The sequence below is a fragment of the Pontibacillus sp. ALD_SL1 genome (genome assembly GCF_017355605.1).
Genome location: NZ_CP062974.1, coordinates 2,014,681 through 2,034,228, shown reverse-complemented (window position 1 = coordinate 2,034,228; position 19,548 = coordinate 2,014,681). Strand labels below are relative to the sequence as shown.

The 19,548-nt window shown below is 38.7% G+C and carries 24 protein-coding genes; 19 read left to right on the top strand and 5 right to left on the bottom strand.

Annotation, left to right across the window (positions count from 1 at the left end; genetic code table 11):
• Positions 1-46 precede the first annotated feature (46 nt).
• Genes IMZ31_RS10265 through IMZ31_RS10255 form a run of 3 tightly spaced genes read right to left on the bottom strand, consistent with a single transcriptional unit; the run spans position 47 to position 1,111 of the window.
• Entirely contained in the window at positions 47-616 is a 570-nt protein-coding gene (locus IMZ31_RS10265; protein WP_188650352.1) for a manganese catalase family protein, read from the bottom strand.
• Positions 617-629: 13 nt separating this feature from the next.
• Entirely contained in the window at positions 630-893 is a 264-nt protein-coding gene (locus IMZ31_RS10260; protein ID WP_207527291.1) for a spore coat protein CotJB, read from the bottom strand.
• Positions 890-1,111, bottom strand: a complete 222-nt coding sequence (locus tag IMZ31_RS10255) for a spore coat associated protein CotJA (RefSeq protein ID WP_207527290.1) — start codon at positions 1,109-1,111, stop codon at positions 890-892. The genes IMZ31_RS10260 and IMZ31_RS10255 overlap by 4 nt, the downstream gene beginning before the upstream one ends.
• 176 nt (positions 1,112-1,287) lie before the next feature.
• On the opposite strand from IMZ31_RS10255, the gene IMZ31_RS10250 reads away from it, so the two are divergent.
• The 6 genes from IMZ31_RS10250 to IMZ31_RS10225 all read left to right on the top strand — a co-directional run bounded on the left by IMZ31_RS10250 (position 1,288) and on the right by IMZ31_RS10225 (position 6,886).
• Positions 1,288-1,920, top strand: a complete 633-nt coding sequence (locus IMZ31_RS10250; protein ID WP_207527289.1) for a CBS domain-containing protein — start codon at positions 1,288-1,290, stop codon at positions 1,918-1,920.
• Positions 1,921-1,973: 53 nt separating this feature from the next.
• Positions 1,974-2,354 (top strand): hypothetical protein, encoded by a 381-nt coding sequence (locus IMZ31_RS10245; RefSeq protein WP_207527288.1) that lies wholly within the window; start codon positions 1,974-1,976, stop codon positions 2,352-2,354.
• Positions 2,355-2,460: 106 nt separating this feature from the next.
• Complete coding sequence (locus IMZ31_RS10240) at positions 2,461-3,372, top strand: MerR family transcriptional regulator (RefSeq protein WP_207527287.1); 912 nt, start codon at positions 2,461-2,463, stop codon at positions 3,370-3,372.
• Positions 3,373-3,538: 166 nt separating this feature from the next.
• A complete protein-coding gene (locus IMZ31_RS10235) occupies positions 3,539-4,117 on the top strand; it encodes a genetic competence negative regulator (RefSeq protein ID WP_207527286.1) in 579 nt (192 codons plus the stop codon).
• 339 nt (positions 4,118-4,456) lie between these two features.
• A complete protein-coding gene (locus tag IMZ31_RS10230) occupies positions 4,457-5,737 on the top strand; it encodes a Glu/Leu/Phe/Val family dehydrogenase (protein WP_207527285.1) in 1,281 nt (426 codons plus the stop codon).
• A gap of 171 nt (positions 5,738-5,908) precedes the next feature.
• Positions 5,909-6,886 (top strand): YpdA family putative bacillithiol disulfide reductase, encoded by a 978-nt coding sequence (locus IMZ31_RS10225; RefSeq protein ID WP_207527284.1) that lies wholly within the window; start codon positions 5,909-5,911, stop codon positions 6,884-6,886.
• Between the two features lie 82 nt (positions 6,887-6,968).
• Here IMZ31_RS10225 and IMZ31_RS10220 read toward each other — a convergent pair whose 3' ends face one another.
• The gene (locus tag IMZ31_RS10220; RefSeq protein WP_207527283.1) at positions 6,969-7,937 is read right to left on the bottom strand and encodes an asparaginase; all 969 of its coding nucleotides are present in this window, start codon (positions 7,935-7,937) and stop codon (positions 6,969-6,971) included.
• A gap of 87 nt (positions 7,938-8,024) precedes the next feature.
• Here IMZ31_RS10220 and prsW point away from each other — a divergent pair, with 87 nt between their 5' ends.
• From prsW to fni, 9 genes are all read left to right on the top strand, one after another.
• On the top strand, positions 8,025-8,711 hold the full coding sequence (gene prsW, locus IMZ31_RS10215; RefSeq protein ID WP_207527282.1) for a glutamic-type intramembrane protease PrsW: 687 nt from the start codon (positions 8,025-8,027) through the stop codon (positions 8,709-8,711).
• A 447-nt stretch (positions 8,712-9,158) separates the two neighbouring features.
• Positions 9,159-9,983, top strand: a complete 825-nt coding sequence (sleB, locus tag IMZ31_RS10210; protein WP_207527281.1) for a spore cortex-lytic enzyme — start codon at positions 9,159-9,161, stop codon at positions 9,981-9,983.
• Positions 9,984-10,001: 18 nt separating this feature from the next.
• On the top strand, positions 10,002-11,333 hold the full coding sequence (ypeB, locus tag IMZ31_RS10205; RefSeq protein ID WP_207527280.1) for a germination protein YpeB: 1,332 nt from the start codon (positions 10,002-10,004) through the stop codon (positions 11,331-11,333).
• A gap of 106 nt (positions 11,334-11,439) precedes the next feature.
• Positions 11,440-12,105 carry a flagellar brake protein gene (locus tag IMZ31_RS10200; RefSeq protein ID WP_207527279.1) on the top strand — a complete coding sequence of 222 codons (666 nt, stop codon included), beginning with the start codon at positions 11,440-11,442 and terminating at the stop codon, positions 12,103-12,105.
• A gap of 54 nt (positions 12,106-12,159) precedes the next feature.
• Positions 12,160-12,360 (top strand): DUF5359 family protein, encoded by a 201-nt coding sequence (locus IMZ31_RS10195; RefSeq protein WP_207527278.1) that lies wholly within the window; start codon positions 12,160-12,162, stop codon positions 12,358-12,360.
• A gap of 128 nt (positions 12,361-12,488) precedes the next feature.
• Entirely contained in the window at positions 12,489-13,172 is a 684-nt protein-coding gene (gene cmk / locus IMZ31_RS10190) for a (d)CMP kinase (protein WP_207527277.1), read from the top strand.
• Between the two features lie 2 nt (positions 13,173-13,174).
• Positions 13,175-13,756: a lysophospholipid acyltransferase family protein gene (locus IMZ31_RS10185; protein WP_036779451.1), complete on the top strand. Its 582-nt coding sequence runs from the start codon at positions 13,175-13,177 to the stop codon at positions 13,754-13,756.
• Positions 13,757-13,855: 99 nt separating this feature from the next.
• Positions 13,856-14,992, top strand: a complete 1,137-nt coding sequence (rpsA, locus tag IMZ31_RS10180; protein WP_188650316.1) for a 30S ribosomal protein S1 — start codon at positions 13,856-13,858, stop codon at positions 14,990-14,992.
• 13 nt (positions 14,993-15,005) lie between these two features.
• Positions 15,006-16,046: a type 2 isopentenyl-diphosphate Delta-isomerase gene (gene fni / locus IMZ31_RS10175; RefSeq protein WP_371825448.1), complete on the top strand. Its 1,041-nt coding sequence runs from the start codon at positions 15,006-15,008 to the stop codon at positions 16,044-16,046.
• A gap of 42 nt (positions 16,047-16,088) precedes the next feature.
• On the opposite strand, the gene IMZ31_RS10170 is transcribed toward fni, so the two are convergent.
• Positions 16,089-16,223 (bottom strand): YpzI family protein, encoded by a 135-nt coding sequence (locus tag IMZ31_RS10170; protein WP_084599270.1) that lies wholly within the window; start codon positions 16,221-16,223, stop codon positions 16,089-16,091.
• A gap of 166 nt (positions 16,224-16,389) precedes the next feature.
• Between IMZ31_RS10170 and IMZ31_RS10165 the strand changes: the two genes are divergently transcribed.
• The 4 genes from IMZ31_RS10165 to der all read left to right on the top strand — a co-directional run bounded on the left by IMZ31_RS10165 (position 16,390) and on the right by der (position 19,539).
• Positions 16,390-16,932: a YphA family membrane protein gene (locus IMZ31_RS10165; protein WP_207527275.1), complete on the top strand. Its 543-nt coding sequence runs from the start codon at positions 16,390-16,392 to the stop codon at positions 16,930-16,932.
• A complete protein-coding gene (locus tag IMZ31_RS10160) occupies positions 16,929-17,825 on the top strand; it encodes a YIEGIA family protein (RefSeq protein WP_207527274.1) in 897 nt (298 codons plus the stop codon). Before IMZ31_RS10165 ends, IMZ31_RS10160 begins: the two co-directional genes overlap by 4 nt.
• Positions 17,822-18,007 (top strand): capping complex subunit for YIEGIA, encoded by a 186-nt coding sequence (locus tag IMZ31_RS10155; RefSeq protein WP_207527273.1) that lies wholly within the window; start codon positions 17,822-17,824, stop codon positions 18,005-18,007. Before IMZ31_RS10160 ends, IMZ31_RS10155 begins: the two co-directional genes overlap by 4 nt.
• Positions 18,008-18,228: 221 nt before the next feature.
• Entirely contained in the window at positions 18,229-19,539 is a 1,311-nt protein-coding gene (der, locus tag IMZ31_RS10150) for a ribosome biogenesis GTPase Der (protein ID WP_188650306.1), read from the top strand.
• Positions 19,540-19,548 lie beyond the last annotated feature (9 nt).

Sequence of the window (19,548 nt, the reverse complement as noted above, 5' to 3'; positions counted from 1 at the left end):
TAAACCTCTTTTTTAATTGTGAAGTAAACCTTAGATAACAACCTTGTTAAAAAAAGATTTTGCGATCTCGTTCTTCTTTTAGAATCTCAACTGCTTCTCGAAAACGTTGTGAGTGTATTATTTCCCTTTCCCTTAAATATTTCAGACCATCATTTAAGTCAGGGTCATCGGATAAATTAATGATCCATTGATAAGTAGCACGTGCTTTTTCCTCTGCGGCAATATCCTCATATAAGTCCGCAATAGGGTCACCTTTAGCGGCAATGTACGTGGCGGTCCACGCCGAACCGGCGGCATTTTCATAATATAGAGCATGCTCATGATTAGCGTAATGGGCACCAAGACCAGCAGCTTTCATTTGCTCTGGTGTTGCGTCTTTTGTTAGTTTATACACCATAGTTGCAATCATTTCCAGATGGGCGAATTCTTCTGTACCGATATCAGTTAGAAGTCCTACAACTTTATCAGGGATGGTGTATCGCTGATTTAAATATCTTAGAGCTGCGGAAAGCTCTCCATCAGCTCCCCCATATTGTTCAATTAAATATTTTGCAAGTTGCGGGTTACAGGAACTTACCCTAACAGGATACTGTAGTTTTTTCTCATAATACCACATACTTTACCTCCTTTTACACTTGCCATGGCCAAGGTGCATTGTTCCAATTCCAAGGATATCCTGAGTAACTTTCCCCATATTGTCGCAGAGGTCCGTATTGCTTTTCGTATTGCTTCTTAAGCTTCTTGCTTTGTTGAGCATACTGATTGAATTGGGTAATCGCTTCATAATCTTCAGGGTGGGTGTCTAAATATAAAGTTAGTTCTACTAAAACAAAATCTACAGCTTGAATTTCCTCTAGCAGTTCATAGTAGGCAGGGGGGAGGGGCTGGTTCATTTGTCATCAATCCTCCCGTCAGGATCTGGATATGGACTGTAAAATGCCGGCCATAGGGTGCCGCAATAAAGTGCTTGTTTAGGGCTGAATTGCTGTAAATTTGGGGGTTGAAACCCGATATAAAGTTGAGGTGGTGTTTGATAGCTTTTTACACGAACGGGCGGACATGGATCATTTGGGCTATTATAGGGCTGATAGTACTTCACTTGAGTGAACATCTTCGTTTCTCCTTCCTGTTGAACTAAAGTTGATACCATTACTACTTATGGATATTTTGTTAAACCTTATCCTATTACAAGTTTAATCCTCACCTCGAAGAAGGGTTTTTGTTTTTTTAATCGAATTAAATATTGAAAGGCACCATCTTATAAATACATAAATTGAGGTGAAGGCGATGTTTGTAAAGGGAATTATGAAAGATGCTCATGAGTGTTGGACGGCGTCTGTAGAAACACCGTTAAATGAAGTAATTGATAGGCTTAATCAAAATGATATTCAAGGTATGCCTGTTGTAGTGGAGGGTATTTTTAAAGGAATGGTTTCAAAAGAACTGATCTATAAGAATTTCTTCGAAAGCGGAATGACAAAAGATACCTTTTTGGCTGAACGAAAAGTTGGGGATGTGATGGCATATGAGGATCTCTTCATAACAGAGAATGATGTGTTTGAACAAACACTAACAACTTTCAAGGGGTTTTCTATAGTTGCCGTAATTGGGAATAATCGAAGATTCTTAGGTATCGTTACACGTTATGATGTTTTAGAGCAGTTTGAAAGTGCATTTGGTATGAAGAAAAAAGGTGTTAGAATTGCTTTTACTTCCGAGGAATCTGAAGGCCGCATCGCTCGTTTAGCTGAAATTGTTAAGCAATATCATGAAAATATTATTTCTCTGGCTACTTTTGATGAAACAGCTAAACTTACAAGAAGAATTGTGTTGAAAATTGAAAAGAAAGATAATATCGACAAATTTGCTAAAAAACTAGAACGTTCTGGCTTCAGAATACTTGATATTAAAGAAGACTAATAAGGACTAGACCCATCCTCACATCCATATAATGGGTGGGGGAGGGGTTTTTATTGTTCAGTGCTTTCATTATTAGCGGTGTGGCTTGGTTTGCAACCTTTTTCGCTATATACTGGCTTCCGTTTGCTAGAGTACCGCTCTCATCAGATTTTTTGTTGCTCGCCATTTTGGCCCCGGTGGATTTCTTGTTTGGAAGCTTATGTTTACTTGTAGCTTGTATAAACCATGGCTTGTTGTTTCAAGCTGTAGTACAAACGAACGTTCGTTCAGAAGTGAAAGTTTTATCTTTGATAGGGTGGCTAAGTCCTGCTGTGCTGGTCATTTTTTCTATAAAAGTTGTTGCCATCGTTTTCTGTATGTCAGTTATCTATGGTATTCTTTCTATGGAGAGAAAAAAGAACAAAAGAGAGACGGTTAGGAGACGGTCTTTGTAAGAACTCCAAAATAATTTGTGCAAAGCATATCCAAAACCCATACATAGTTTACACAAAGCGGTTTCTTTTTTATAATAGGAGCAAATAGTTTTATGGGGGATAAGGTATGTCCAGCACTCAAGGTAAATACAACATCAAAGCCGTTTCTACAATGCTCGGAATTCAATCAGGAACACTACGTGCATGGGAACGTAGGTATAAAATGATACGCCCGACACGTAATGAGGCTGGTCATCGATTGTATACGGATGAACATATTAAAGTATTAAAGTGGTTAATAGATAAAGTGAATAGAGGCTTTACTATATCTCAAGCGGTTTCTTTGCTTGAAAACAACCAAAACGCTCAATCTAACGTCGAAGAAGAAAATGTATCTTCAAAAGAAAGTCACGTTGAAGCTTTGTCTGATGAATTATTAGATGCCTTGTTACAGTTTAATGAACGAGAAGCTCAGATGAAACTAGATCATGCATTTAGTATTTTCTCACCTGAAAAAGTAGCGATTGATGTAGTTGGTCCTATACTAGTTAAGATTGGGGACCTGTGGGAAGCAAATGATATATCTAGTGTACATGAACATTTTGCAAGTAACTTTCTTCGCTCCAGATTAGGAATGATGTTGATTTCAATGCCAGTTAATCATATGCAGCCGAAAGCTGTATGTGTCTGTGGCCCTAATGAGAAGCATGAATTAGGTATATTAATATATAGTCTCTATCTAAAAAGACAAGGTTATGATGTAGTTTATTTAGGTCAAAGTATCGCCCCAGGTGATGTTGAAGTGATTGTGAATGAATTACAGCCTAAGTATTTGTTTATGTCTTGTACGATGAAGAAAAATATTCCTGCAACAGTTCACATAGCTGATGCTTTAAAAGAACGCTATCCAGACTTGGCAATCGGTCTTGGTGGCTACGCATTAGATACCTTGCCGCCCAAGGATAAAGATCCCATACAACCTTACATCATAGGTAGCAATAGTTCGGATTGGTCAGAGTGGTTGTCCAATCATTCTTAAGACTCGCGTTGAGGCGCGAGTCTTTTGCTTTCTAAACAGCGTGAATTCAATAAAATTCTTGTAGCTATGCCCATTCCAATTTATACTTTAAAAATAGTACCAAACTTATAAAAAAAACATATACTAAGGTAAGGCATCGCACATGCATTCAAAGGGGGACGAGTGAATGCGTCTTGAAAGGCTATCTAATAATAAATTTAAAATATTTCTAACGTTTGATGACTTACTTGATCGTGGAATATCGCGAGAGGATCTGTGGCAAGACCTACCTGCTGTTCACGCATTATTTCATGACATGATGTTCGAGGCCACAGATGAATTAGGAATTGAGCTAGAAGGGATGCTCCAAGTTCAGGTATACCTGATGCAGGCTCAGGGCATGCTCATTGTGGTTACTCAAAGTGATCAAACGAATGAAAATTATGATGAAGACTATATTGAAATGAAAGTAACACTTGATGAGAGTAAAGAAATGATGTTCAACTTCCATGCATTTGAAGACATAATTCAAGTAGCTCAACACTTACTTCAATTAGGCATTAAAGGTGGATCGGTATACTATATGGACCACTACTATATGCAACTTTCTGATGAAGATATGACTGAGTTGAACCGTGAAGACTTGATTGCTATTCTTTCTGAATTTGGCTCACCAAGTACAGTTACTAGTTACCGTTTAAATGAGTATGGAAAAACAATTTTGGATGGGAATGCAATTCAGGAGATTACAACCTATTTTCAGTAAAGAAGAGATCGGTCCACTAAAACGGACGATCTTTTTTTTGTGAATAAGCCTTATACATATAAACTCTTAAAGCATTTCTAAATATAGTGAAAATATTTATGTTAATATTAGAAGGATTTCTATGAACATGTTACGATAAAAAAGAATAGTAAATACAGGGGTGAAGAATTGCAAGAATTCGCAAACCCCTTTATAATGAAATCGCTTACATTATAAAAGGTTTAGTTTTCATCAAAATATGTATTTTCGTGTTTCCATAAAGCCTGAGAAGTTGTATACTAATTTCTGAAGAAATGGAATGTACATTGACTGAACCGAATTTTCATGGGAGGTAAGTTCATGGTAGCCGACAAAGCAGCAGATTCTGCGAATGAAAATCATGACAAATTAGACGTATTAAAATCAACTCAAACTGTGGTTAATAAGGCACTTGATAAATTAGGGTACCCATCCGAAGTGTTTGAATTGCTCAAAGAACCTGTAAGAATGATGACAGTTCGAATTCCAGTGCGAATGGATGATGGGTCAATTAAGATCTTTACAGGTTATCGAGCTCAACACAATGACGCAGTGGGGCCTACAAAAGGTGGCGTAAGATTCCACCCAAGCGTTACAGAGAAAGAAGTTAAAGCTTTATCAATATGGATGAGCTTAAAGGCTGGTATTGTTGACCTTCCGTACGGTGGAGGAAAAGGCGGAATTGTATGCGATCCACGAGAAATGTCTTTCCGAGAACTAGAGGGGCTTAGTCGCGGTTATGTACGAGCTATAAGTCAAATTGTAGGTCCTACAAAGGATATTCCTGCTCCTGATGTGTTCACAAATTCACAAATAATGGCATGGATGATGGATGAATATAGCCGAATTGATGAATTTAATAACCCTGGATTTATTACTGGAAAACCTCTTGTATTAGGTGGCTCTCACGGTCGTGAGTCTGCGACGGCTAAAGGTGTTACAATTTGTATTGAAGAAGCTGCTAAAAAGAAAGATATTGATATAAAGGGAGCTCGTGTTGTCATTCAAGGCTTTGGTAACGCAGGTAGCTTCTTAGCTAAGTTTATGCATGATAAAGGTGCAAAAGTAATTGGGATTTCTGATGCGCAAGGCGCTCTTCATGACCCGGAAGGACTTGATATTGACTATCTTCTAGATCGTCGAGATAGTTTCGGAACGGTTACTAATCTATTTAAGAATACAATTACCAATGAGCAGCTTTTAGAGTTAGATTGTGATATTTTGGTTCCTGCAGCCATTGAGAATCAAATTACCGAAGAAAATGCAGCTAATATTAAAGCGAGCATTGTTGTAGAAGCTGCGAATGGACCAACTACACTAGATGGAACGCGTATTTTATCCGAGCGGGGAATTTTATTAGTTCCTGATGTATTAGCATCATCTGGGGGAGTAACGGTTTCATACTTCGAATGGGTGCAGAACAACCAAGGTTATTACTGGACTGAAGAAGAAGTTGAAGAAAAGCTTCATAAAGTGATTGTTAAGGGCTTCAATGCCGTATATAATACTGCAGAAACTCGTCGTATTGATATGCGATTGGCCTCTTACATGGTTGGTGTACGTAAAATGGCAGAGGCTTCGCGCTTCCGTGGATGGATATAGGTTGAATCTTTTGCAAGCATCTCCTATCATTATGTGGGTAGGAGATGTTTTTTGTTTTGGGCTCTGATAATGTTACAGAGCCTATTTTTAAAGAACATGTTATACATTAAAATATAGAAAAATGATACTTATGAATAGTGATATGTGTTGTTATAGAGGAGTGAAGGAGATTTGCAGAAGGAAGATGTAATTATTGTAGGAGCAGGGCCGTGTGGTTTATCGGCTGCGATTGAACTCCAAGAAAGAGGTCTTAATCCTCTTATCATCGAAAAAGGAAATGTAGTCAATGCAATCTATAACTATCCAACCCATCAAACCTTTTTCAGTTCAAGTGAAAAATTAGAAATTGGTCAAATGCCTTTTATAACAGAAATGAAAAAGCCAGTACGTAACCAAGCTCTTGCGTATTATCGTGCTGTTGCAAAGCGAAAGAATCTTAGGGTGAATGCTTATGAAAAAGTAACAAGCGTTACTAAGGATAATGGCAACTTTACCGTGTGTTCAGTGCGAAACAATGGTGAGGAAGTAACGTATCAAGCTAATCAGATCGTCATAGCGACAGGATATTATGATCACCCAAATCACATGGGAGTACCAGGTGAAACATTAGACAAAGTGAGTCATTACTTCAAGGAATCTCACCCTTATTTCGATAAAAATGTTGTAGTGATAGGAGGGAAGAACTCTGCTGTCGATGCAACATTGGAACTGGTGAAAGCCGGTGCGAATGTTACCGTCCTGTACCGTCAATCGGACTATTCCAAGAGTGTGAAGCCATGGATTCTTCCGGAATTTGAAGCACTAGTCAATAAAGAGGTAATTGAAATGGAATTTAATGCTAATATCACTGAAATTACCTATGATAAAGTGTACTATGAGGTTCATGGTGAAATGAAGGAAGTGGAAAATGACTTTGTTTTTGCAATGACTGGATATCACCCTGACCATAGTTTCTTACGAAAGATGGGAATTGAGATTGAAGTTGATACGGGTCGACCTACTTTTGACAAAGATACAATGGAAACCAATGTTAATGGTATATATATAGCTGGAGTGATTGCTGCGGGTTATAATAATAATGAAATTTTTATTGAGAACGGCCGTCATCATGGTGAGTATATTGCTGAAGCGATTTGTGGCCAGAAGTAAATATGAGAAAAGGTTCTACGCAATTATGTGCGTAGAACCTTTTTTATGTAATGAGGAAATTTATTCTAGTAACCAATGCGAATTAGGCGAAGATATGGACGAGTTCTGAAGGGTTTTGGGTCATTTCCAAAGCGATCATAAGTTTAATACGAGCTTTTGGACCTGTGAGGCCGTTTGAGAATACAACCCCCATTTCTTTCAGTTTGCGCCCGCCGCCTTCATAACTATAAACATCTTGAGCTATACCTTGGTAACATCGTGATACAAGGACTACAGGAATTTTGTCTTCAATTAGTAGTTTTAAAGGATCTACAATTTGAGGTGGTACATTTCCCTGGCCTAGTGCTTCGATGACTAGTCCGTCTGGTTTAGTTTGTCGAATAGCTTCCACTGTTTCTGAGTCCATTCCAGCATATGTTTTTATAAGGGTTACGCGCTTTTGAATCTGTTGAATCGGATAAGACTCATGCGAAGTTAAAGTATGATGGAACATAATTCCCGTTTTAGTAACGATGCCTATTGGTCCGTACTGAGGACTTTGAAAAGTGGCGACATTACTAGTTGATGTTTTTGTGACGTTTTTAGCACTATGAATTTCATCATTCATTACGACTAGAACACCTTTATCTTGTGCTTCATCAGAGCAGGCAACTCGCACGGACGTTAATAAGTTGTAAAGGCCGTCTGAACCAATCTCATTAGATGAACGCATAGCTCCAGTAACGATGATCGGCTTCCTTGTTTGTAAGTATAAATCCAAGAAGTAAGCTGTCTCTTCTAGAGTGTCTGTTCCATGGGTAATAACGATACCATCTATTTGCTCTGTAGCCAATCGTTCATGTATTCTTTGTCCTAAAGTTAACATGTGTGAAGGCGTCATATGGGGAGAGGGTAAATGGAAGACTACTTCGTCTTCAATATCTGCGTATGTAGCCAATGAAGGGAGCATTTCATATAGAGGGTGATCTACGTCTGGCGCCACTGTCCCTGTATCTTTATCTTCTTTCATGGAGATTGTTCCACCTGTATGTAATACTATAATCTTTTTCACTATAAACACCTTCTTATTTCAAGTATTTTCTTTCCATTATGTTCATGATACGATGAAATAGATTGAATTGAAAGAGGAGGAACGGTCGTGTTTACAATACTCTCAGCAGCAGTGGCACCGGGCTTTGCGCTCATGTCGTTTTTTTATTTGAAAGACCGTTTTGACTCTAAGCCATTCTCAATTGTTTTTAGAACGTTTGTGATGGGATCGTTATTAGTGTTTCCGATTATGTTTATCCAGTACGCTTTTGAAACGGAAGACGTATTACAATATCCAGCTACAAAATCGTTCCTTCTATCCGGAGGATTAGAAGAATTCTTTAAATGGTTTATTTTTATGTATGCGGTTTATAAGCAAGACCATTTTGAAGGACGTTATGATGGGATCGTTTATGGTGTTTCTATTAGCCTAGGCTTTGCTACTGTTGAGAACATATTATATTTATTAGCCAATGGTGTAGAAGTCGCTTTTTTAAGAGCTCTTTTCCCAGTTTCTTCTCATGCTTTATTTGGAGTAATGATGGGTTATTATTTGGGGAAAGCGAAAACCCATCGAAAAAAAAGTTCAATCTATGTTGTTTGGCTTGCACTAGTAACACCTATTTTACTTCACGGATTATATGATTATATCTTAGAAATTTGGAAATCCACATGGCAGTATACTTTGACGCCATTTATGATCATATTATGGCTTATTGCTTTAAGAAAGGTGAAAAAAGCAAACATGGTACATGCTGATGTAATTCCAATTGAACAAAATAAATGGAAAGCTTAGAACCGCTTCTTTATAGGAGCGGTTTTTTTATTAGATCATGAATTGTTCCTCTTCTCTCCTGCGCTTTTCTTACTGTCCAGCTCCTGGGGCTTAGAGGCTAGCGAGATAAGTCATCCCATTACAGTGAGCAAGCTCACTTCCATGGGCTGTCTTATCCGTACGCGGGCCCACAGGATGTGGGTCAGTTCAGCGTTGTCACAGGACGTGACGGTTTTAGCTGAACTTCCACTTAAACTACCCCGCCAGCGCTTTTCTTGCTGTCTAGCTCCGGCGGGGAGGGGCTAGTGAGATAAGCAAATTAACTCCAGTGGCTTAACGCCACTTCCGTTAGTTTGCTTATCCATACGCCCCTAGTCACCCCGCCTGCGCTTTTCTTTCATGTATAATTTCCAAAGAGATTCAGAAACTAAAGATCATAAGACTATAGTTCAGGAGGATATACGGGATATGAAATGGTTGCGAGTGGTTTCTATTTTATTGATCGTTTGTATGCTAACGATCTCCATATCATCTAGTGTTGATCAAACATCTCATGCGTTTAGTCCAAGGATTTTGCAGAAAGGTTCTACCGGAGATGATGTGATTGAATTACAGGCAAGGCTTCAGTATATAGGATTCTATGAAGGGAACATTGATGGGGTTTTTGGCTGGGGAACATATTGGGCACTCCGAAACTTTCAGAAAGAATTCGGCTTAGAAGTTGATGGGTTGGCTGGACAGGAAGCGAAACAAAGATTAATTGATGCTACTAATTATGATAAGCAGTATGTAAAAAGGCAGATTAATTCAGGAAAAGATTTCACCTACTACGGGGGGACTCCTAGAAATGAGCAAGATGAGCCTTCTCAAAAAGGTGGAGATCAAAAGAAAGATGATGGACCATCAGAACCTACTTCAGTAAACGTTCCTACTGGTTATTCTCAAAATGATATTCAACTCATGGCGAATGCGGTTCATGGAGAAGCGCGGGGAGAACCATATGTGGGGCAAGTAGCGGTTGCTGCTGTTATTTTAAACAGGGTGGAGAGTTCTACATTTCCAAATAGTGTTTCTGGGGTCATCTTTGAGCCGAGGGCTTTTACAGCTGTTAGTGATGGTCAAATATGGCTTGAGCCAGATGAAACTTCTAAGGAGGCGGTTATGGATGCAATGAACGGGTGGGATCCTTCTCAGAATGCTCTCTATTATTTTAATCCAAATACCGCTACATCAGACTGGATTTGGAGTCGACCGCAAATTAAAAAAATAGGCAAGCATATATTTGCTAAATAGAGAAAGGGTGGAACTGTTATGATTCGTTGGCTCCTTATTGGTGTGTTAGCTGTTGGAGTTACAGGTACTGCTGTTTGGGGGTACCAGGAACACCAGGAGAAGAATGCTATACTTGTTCAAGCAGAGAACTCCTACCAACGAGCTTTCCATGATTTGTCTTACCATACGAATTTGTTGCACGATAAGATTGGAACGGTTTTAGCAATGAATTCACAAAAACAATTATCACCTCAATTAGCCGATATTTGGAGGATTACATCTGAAGCACATAATGATGTGGGCCAGTTACCCCTTGCCCTGCTCCCTTTTAACAAGACTGAAGAGTTTCTTTCTGATATAGGGGAGTTCACTTATCGTACAGCAATCAGAGATTTGAACAAAAATCCTTTAACAGATGATGAAGTTAAATTGTTAGAGAACTTGTACAAACAGTCAGGGAAAATTGAGAAAGAATTACGCAAAGTTCAATACATGGTTTTAAATGATAACTTACGTTGGATGGATGTACAGCTAGCTCTAGCAAGTGATGAAAAATCCGATAATACGATTATTGATGGTTTTAAAACGGTTGAAAAGAATATGGAAGGATATTCTGAAGGTGATTTAGGTCCTACCTTTACTGGTGCCTCTCAACAGAACCATGAATATCAATTCCTAAAAGGTGAGAACCTCTCAGAAGAAAAAGCTAGAGAGAAAACGAAAAAGATTTTTGAGATCCCTCAAGGTGCTAAAGTGACAATGACGAAGAGTGGCAAAGGTGCTGAAGTTCCAACATACAGTCTTTCCTATAGAAGTGATAAGAAGAATGGGTATATGGATATATCAGTAAAAGGTGGACATCCAATAAGTATATTAGTTGAAAGAGACCTTAAAGAAGCTGAGTTAGGACTATATGAGGGGTCAGAAAAGGCGAAAAACTTTCTAGAGAAGTATAAATATAAGGGGATGGAGAACTTCCAGAGCACACAATACGACCAAGTAGGGGTATACAATTTCTTATACATTCAAGATGATGTCCGTATTTATCCTGATTCCTTACAAGTAAAAGTAGCTCTTGATAATGGGGATATCCTTGGTCTTTCAGCAAGAGATTTTCTAATGAATCATCATAAGCGTTCTATTAAAGAGCCGAAAATTTCTGAAGAAGAAGCAAGAAGCAATGTGAATCCAAATGTAAAAATACAAGAACAACATATGGCCATAATTGAAAATGACCTCAATGAAGAGGTTTTGTGTTATGAATTCCTAGGAACTTTAGGAGAAAGTACCTATCGGATATTCATTAATGCTAACGATGGTATTGAAGAAAAAGTTGAGAAACTAAAACAAGCAGAAATGAAATTTGAATAGGAGAGTTTTGGGAAAGGTAGAGATCTATCTTTCCCTTTTTGTGTTTTTTTGACATAATATACATATGAGACCTTAGGACCATGTTAAGGGGAGAGAGGAACATACAGTGATAAAAATTGGAATGTCATTAACGCTTGAACCAAATCAGGATAATGATGAAGAGCCAGAAACTTTTCGTTGCAAGCTCGTAGAACAAGATGACCAAATGCTTTACATTGATTATCCTGTAAATGAAAAGACTGGAAGGACTGGCTTTTTCTTTGAGGGTACGCAGTTTAAAGTAACGTTTGTAGGAGAAGATCAATCTATATACATGTTTAACACAGAAGTTAAGGAACGTAAGAAGCTACAAATTCCTGTGTTAGCTATACATAATCCAGGTAAGAAAAAAATGATCCGCATACAACGACGTCAATATGTCAGGGTGGAAACAGCAGTTGATGTGAGTGTACAAGGGCTTCCGGGACGTCAAGAGCCTTTTACTACCATAACTCTTGATATTAGTGGCGGAGGAGCGGCTGTAATACCGCCCGAATATCATCAATTACAGGAGCAAGATCACCTAGAGGTATGGTTTGTTATTCCTCTTACCTCAGGAGAGACTCATTATATTAAAGCTATCTCAAGGATCGTTCGAATTTTTCAGGAGAAAGCAACAAATCGCGATCAACTATCTCTTGAATTCATGCAGATTGATAACCGTGATAGAGAGGTGTTAATTCGTTTTTGTTTCGAACGTCAGTTGCTTTGGAGGAGGAGTAGAGTAAGATAACGTATAAAGCTTATTAGAGAGGATACGCTATTAGCTAAAAAGAGGTTGTATACTATGAAACGTTTTGAACAATGGCTTTGTACACTTGTTTTGGTACACGCAGTATTATTAGTCATGTTTCAGGCATTAATGCTATATACCGATTTTTCTTTATATGTACAACCAGTCTATGAATATTTTGGTGTGGGTAAAAGCCTCGACACCAATATCGTAGAAACAATAGACCGCATCTTTGGTGATGTGTTATCCTTTTGAAGTATAACTATACCATTACATAACGCAAGGAAACGTTTTATTACCTTGGGTTAATTCAAAACGTTTGAAGCTAGCCTTACTTAAATGGTTAGTCGTATTGTATTTTTGCAAGTGAAAGAGGGATTATATTGAAACAAAATATTGCAGTAGCTATTGATGGGCCAGCGGCTGCTGGTAAGAGTACAGTCGCCAAGATTATAGCAGAGAAGTTAACCTATGTTTATATAGATACAGGTGCTATGTACCGTGCGCTGACGTACAAAGCTATTAAAGAAGGTGTTTCTTTAGAGGAAGAAACATCTTTAATGAATTTGCTTAAGGATACGACTATTGACCTTCAGCAATCGGTAGAGGGTCAAAAAGTTATATTAGATGGTAAGGAAGTAACACTTGATATCCGAACTGAACAAGTAACTAATCAGGTATCCATTGTAGCTAAGCATGGAGAAGTTAGACATGAAATGGTTAAACGACAGAGAGAGTTAGCTTTAAAGCGAGGCGTGGTGATGGATGGTCGTGACATAGGCACACATGTCATTCCGGATGCTGAAGTGAAAATCTTTTTGATTGCTTCGGTCCAAGAACGCGCAGAACGCCGTCATAAAGAGAATCTCGAAAAAGGTTTTTCTTCAGATTTGGAGAAGTTAAAAGATGAGATCAGAAGACGCGATAAATTAGACTCAGAGCGTGAAGTTTCTCCTCTCTTGAAAGCAGAAGATGCAGTTGAAATTGATACCACGTCTTTATCTATTACAGAAGTGGCTGAAAAAATATTACGTGTTGTTCACGAAAAACTAGATAGAGGTGAATAATAATGGCGTTATATAAGATAGCCAGATCCATTTGTGCCACCATCTTTTATCCTCGCTACCGAATCAAGGTAGAGGGGAAGGAAAACATTCCTGAAAAAGGTCCGGTTGTAATATGTTCAAATCATATTTCAAATTTTGATCCGATTGTAGTAGGTATCACTGCTCCTAGAGATATTTATTTTATGGCTAAAGAGGAATTGTTTAAAAATAAATTTATTGGCGGGCTATTAAAACGTATTCATGCTTTTCCTGTAAAGCGGGGTATGAAAGACCGTCAGGCTCTACGTAAAGCCATGGGTGTTCTAGAAGATAATGAGGTTTTAGGATTATTCCCAGAGGGGACTAGGAGTAAAACCGGAGAATTAAAGAAAGGTTTGGCTGGAGCTGGTTTTTTCGCACTTCGGTCTGAAGCAACTGTGATCCCTTGTGCTATTGTTGGCTCATATAAGGGGAAAGAACCTTTACGCGTCATCTATGGGAAACCTGTACCAATGGCAGAATTAAGAGAGCGAAAGGCTTCATCTCAAGAGGTCACAGATGTTATAATGGGAGATATTCAGAAGCTTTTAGACAAAAAACGCTAGTAGACGTCTTTTGCTTGACAAAAAGCTTCAAATATTAGAAGTTAGAACCAAGGATTTATTAATGGTTGGTTGTGGCGGAACTGAAGGAGGTCTTTTTTAATGGATGAAATGAACCAAGAAATGTCAGAAATGCCGAACGTTTCAGTCGGCGATGTACTTACGGGTAAGGTTGTAAAAGTTGAAGACAAGCAGGTACTTGTCGATATCGGTTACAAAGTTGAAGGCATCGTTCCAATCAGTGAACTTTCTAGTTTACATGTAGAAAAAGCAGCTGATGTGGTATCAGAAGGTGACGAGTTAACGCTAAAAGTGAAGAAAATGGATGACGAAGAAATTGTCTTATCTAAGCGTGCGGTAGATGCTGAATCAGCTTGGGAAGACCTTGAAGCAAAATTAGAAAGTGGAGAAGTATTCGAAGCTGAAGTCAAAGACATCGTAAAAGGTGGACTTGTAGTTGATGTAGGTCTTCGTGGATTTATTCCAGCTTCTCTTGTCGAAACATATTATGTTGAAGACTTTAATGATTACAAAGGTAGAACTCTTACGCTCAAAGTAATTGAGCTAGACCGAGAACAAAATCGAGTAATCCTTTCTCATAGTGCCGTTGTAGAAGATGAAAAAGACGCGCGCAAAGCTGCTTTACTTCAGGAACTTGAAGCAGACCAAGTATTGGACGGTACTGTACAACGCTTAACTGATTTTGGTGCTTTCGTAGACATTGGTGGAGTAGATGGGCTTGTACACATCTCCCAGCTTGCTCATGAGCATGTCGATAAAGCTTCCGATGTGGTAGAGGAAGGGCAAAAAATTCAAGTACGTGTTCTTTCTGTAGACCGTGACAATGAACGAATTTCACTTTCTCTTAAAGACACACTTCCTGGACCTTGGGACCAGGTTGGAGAAAAGATCCGTCCAGGAGATATACTAGAAGGTAAAGTACGCCGTTTGGTTAACTTTGGTGCCTTTGTAGAACTTCTACCTGGAGTTGAAGGTCTTGTACACATTTCCCAGATTTCTAAGCAGCACATTGGTACCCCTCAAGAGGTTCTTGAGGAAGGTCAAGACATTAAAGTGAAAGTGCTGGATGTAAACGAAGATGAAAAACGTATTTCATTAAGTATTAAAGAAATTGAAGCTGATCAAGATCGTCAGCAAGTAGAACAATATACAAGAGATGACGATGGCGGCTTTCAATTAGGTGACTTTATCGGTGACAAGCTAAACAAACTAAAATAAACTACAAAATTCGGTGATATTATTGAGTCGTTCTAAGAGAAAACTTGAGCATATTAGACATGCATTATCCCGTGAGGACCTTGGTATTAATAGCTTTGATGAGATGGAAATTATTCATCAGAGTTTGACGGATATTCATTGGGATGATATTTCATTGCAGACTCAATTAGGCGAACTTACTCTAAGTTCGCCTCTTTTTGTAAATGCAATGACTGGAGGAGGCGGTGAGAAGACAGAAGCCATTAACCGTGACCTTGCTATAGCTGCAAAGGAAACAGGGATCGCGCTTGCTGTTGGATCGCAAATGTCTGCTCTTAAAGATGAAAGAGAAATGAAGAGTTATCAAGTCGTTAGACAAGAGAACCCAGACGGTATCGTTTTTGCTAACGTTGGAAGTGAAGCAACGCTTGATCAAGCTAAGCTTGCTATTGACATGTTAGAAGCCAATGCGTTGCAGATCCATTTAAATGTGTTGCAGGAATTGATCATGCCAGAAGGAGATAGAGATTTTACAACTCGATTAGAGCAAATCGAAGAAATCGTAAAATCTGTAGAGGTTCCAGTTATACTAAAAGAAGTTGGCTTTGGTATTTCACAGGAAACTACACGTCAGTTGAAAGAAATAGGAGTCTCCTATATTGACGTTGGAGGTAAGGGTGGTACAAACTTCTCTAATGTTGAGAATAAACGGAGAAGACAGCCTCTTGAATCTTATAATGGATGGGGCATTCCTACCGTGACGTCTATCAAAGAAGTGAAAAGCGTTTTCCCTGAATGTAATGTAATTGCTTCTGGTGGAATGCGTAACGGCTTGGATGGAGCGAAATCATTCGTATTAGGTGCTAACGCATTTGGTATGGCAGGCCAACTTCTTAGAACCTTAATGAAAGATGATCTTGAGACCTTAATTAAAAAGATAGATCATGTGCATGAAGAGTTCAAGATTGCCATGATGCTTTTAGGTGCTAAAGAAACCTATCAACTAGATGGAAAACCCCATATTTATACTGGTTCTACAAAGTCTTGGTTAGAACAAAGAATTACAACGTTATAAAGGATGAAAGCCCATTGCTTACACATAAGCAATGGGCTTTTTTTATAATTTTTGATCTTTTCTTGCTTGTTCAGGAGTGTCTAAGTACGTACTTCCTTTTGGATGATTTTGTGTGTCGCGATCACTTTCTACGCGATTTTCTTTTTTTAACTTCTTTTGTTGCCGGTCCTTACCCATAAGAACACCTCCTCTTTCAAATTAGTATTTTCCTGATTCCGAACGTTATGCATGATTAGAAATCCCACAATTGACCATAATGAAAGGAGGGAAGGTGGATAGGATGGTTCAGGGACTGATTTTTTACTTTTTATGTTGGGGATTATGGGTGGTAGCGACTTTCCTAATGTCTAAAACTCGACAACGTTTAGTCGCAAGTATGTACGTGTTAATACTTTTAAATAGTTCAGGCTCTTCTTGGGAGCTTTTTAGATATTCGGGAAGTTATGCTCTAGTTGTAATCTTAGTTTTTTCAATGCTTATTATTTTGCATCATCAAAAGGTATTTTATCCAACACTAGTGGCTCTATTCGTGAGTGTTGGGTACGCTGGAATACTCCTATTCGAGAAAGTTGTACCTGTTTGGATGATGATGCCAAGGCTAGTCATTGTAGGAGCTCTTTCGTTTGTAGTTGTAAGCATGCTAGTAGAACCGGTTATTTTAAGAATCGCCGTGTGGGGTTTTGCTTCAGCTATAGGTGAATGGCTATATACGATTATCTTGAGTGGGTATGGTTATGCTGAAGGTGTGGGGGACTGGGCTTACCTCGATGTTTATAGTGTAGTCTGTAGTTTAGTTATCTTAAATAGTGGATTGGATAAAGTAAGCGAGATCTTTGAACAAACAGTGACGAATCGGATCAAGAGAAAGGTAGGATTTCGATCATGAATGAATATACATACCCTATTTTATTTGGAGTCATCATAGGTGTTGCGATACGTTTAGTAATGTTAAGGGCTGATTATCGCCAATATCCTACTTATCTACATGGGAAGGTGATCCACATTTCCCTTGGTTTCATAGCTGCTTCCCTTGGAACAATTGCTGTACCAGCTATTATGGAACTTGAATTTACTGCTGTAACTTTTCTTACGATTGCAGCTTCTCAGTTTAGGGAAGTTAGGAATATGGAAAGAAATACGTTAACAGAGTTAGATGCCTATGAACTGGTACCGAGAGGGAATACATACATAGAAGGGATTGCTATAGCATTTGAAGCACGTAACTACCTTGTTATCTTCACTTCTTTATTAGCTACACTTAGCTTTTTAGTTTGGAATATTTGGGTGGGGCTTCTCATTTCCTTAGCTTGCTTCTTTATTGTGCGTAAGTTTATGAGTGGGAAGACACTTAAAGATATCGTGAATATTGAATATGTTCAACCTCATTTTGAAGGGGCGGGTTTGTATGTGGATAATATTTATATAATGAATATTGGTTTGCCTCAAAGACAAGAAGAGATTGGCGAGTATGGAATGGGGTTTGTGTTAACCCCGAAAAATTTCAATGTTCGATCAACCATTGCAAATCTAGGTCAACGACAAGCAATCCTGCACGATATATCCATTTCTATGGGTGTATTTAGAGATAGTGGTACACCTGCATTAGTTCCATTAATTAAAAGGGATCTTGATGATGGACGCATCGGTGTATTTGTACTGCCTCAAGAGAGGGATAAAGAAAAGGCTATTAAAATTATTGGTGCGGTTCCAGTCCTTGAGAATGCGATTCGTATGCCATCTGAATCTAAAGCTAATAAGGAAGAGGGGGGTCTCAAATGAAAGTAGAAAAGATGGTATTGGCTTCTATTACGATGAAGCGAGATAATGTGGATGGGGGTTCCCCAATTTTTATTTGTGATACGAAAGAAGAAATGGATAAAGTGGCTGCCAATTTAGAAGCGATTTTAGATGGTATTTCTCATGCCTTAAGTGATGAGCTATATATTATAGTTAAACATTAATCTCTAAAAGGCTGTTACTGTCCTATATTGTATGAGAAAAGGATTGTTAGTTTTAAGTCCTTCTGCTAAAATGAAAAAGTTAAGAGTAAACCCTTCTTACTTGACAAGAAGGGTTTGCTTATACATTTACAATAACACAAAATACTAGCGCTTAATTTGTGAAATAGACCTTGTGTGTCGTTGTAAAAATAAGAATATGATATAGAAAGGGTGAACCTTTCATGCGAAAATCTGTAGTAGCCGTAGTCGGTAGACCGAATGTGGGGAAATCCACAATTTTCAACCGGTTAGTAGGAGAGCGTATTTCCATTGTAGAGGATACGCCGGGTGTAACAAGAGACCGTATTTATGCAGAAGCAGAATGGTTAAATACCACGTTTAATATAATTGATACAGGTGGAATAGAGCAAGGAGACGAGCCTTTACTTGTGAAAATGAGGGGACAAGCAGAGGTCGCTATTGATGAAGCGGATGTCATTGTCTTCATGGTAAATGGCCGTGACGGAATTACGGGAGCTGATGAAGAAGTTGCAAAGCTTCTTTACAAGTCAAATAAGCCTGTTGTTCTTGCTGTTAATAAGATTGATAACCCAGAAATGCGCGAGAAGATTTATGAATTCTATTCACTAGGGTTTGGGGAGCCATTCCCGATCTCTGGAACTCACGGGCTTGGATTAGGGGATATGCTTGACGAAGTTGTCAATCACTTCCCAGAGCGTGAGGAAGTTGATGTAGATGATGATACGATACGCTTTAGTTTAATTGGACGCCCAAATGTAGGGAAATCCTCTCTAGTTAATACGATGTTAGGGGAAGAGCGTGTCATTGTCAGTGATATCGAAGGAACAACAAGGGATGCTATTGATACTTCTTTCACTAAAGATGATCGTGATTACATTATTATTGATACCGCTGGAATGCGTAAGCGTGGTAAAGTGTATGAGACAACTGAGAAGTATAGTGTCATGAGAGCGCTAAAAGCTATTGAACGCTCGGATGTTGTTTTGGTCGTACTCGATGGTGAGTCTGGCATTATTGAGCAGGATAAGCGTATTGCTGGATATGCTCATGAAGCAGGGAAAGCGGTTGTCATTGTCGTAAACAAATGGGATGCTGTTGACCGCGATGATAAAACTATGAAGAAATTTGAAGATAAAGTACGTCAAGAATTTCAGTTCCTTGACTATGCGCCGATTGTCTTCTTATCTGCAAAAACAAAGAAACGTGTTCATACATTATTGCCTAGCATTTTACAAGCGAGTGAGAATCATACGAAACGTGTTCAAACCAATATACTGAATGAAGTAATAATGGATGCTCTAGCGATGAATCCAGCGCCATCATTGAAAGGGCAGAAACTTAAAGTCTTCTATATGTCACAAGTAGCAGTATCACCACCAACCTTTGTGGTGTTTGTGAATGACCCAGACTTACTACACTTTTCGTATGAACGCTTCTTAGAGAACCGAATTCGTGACGCATTTGGTTTTGAAGGAACACCAATTAAGATTTATGCACGTAGACGAAAATAAGGGGAGAGT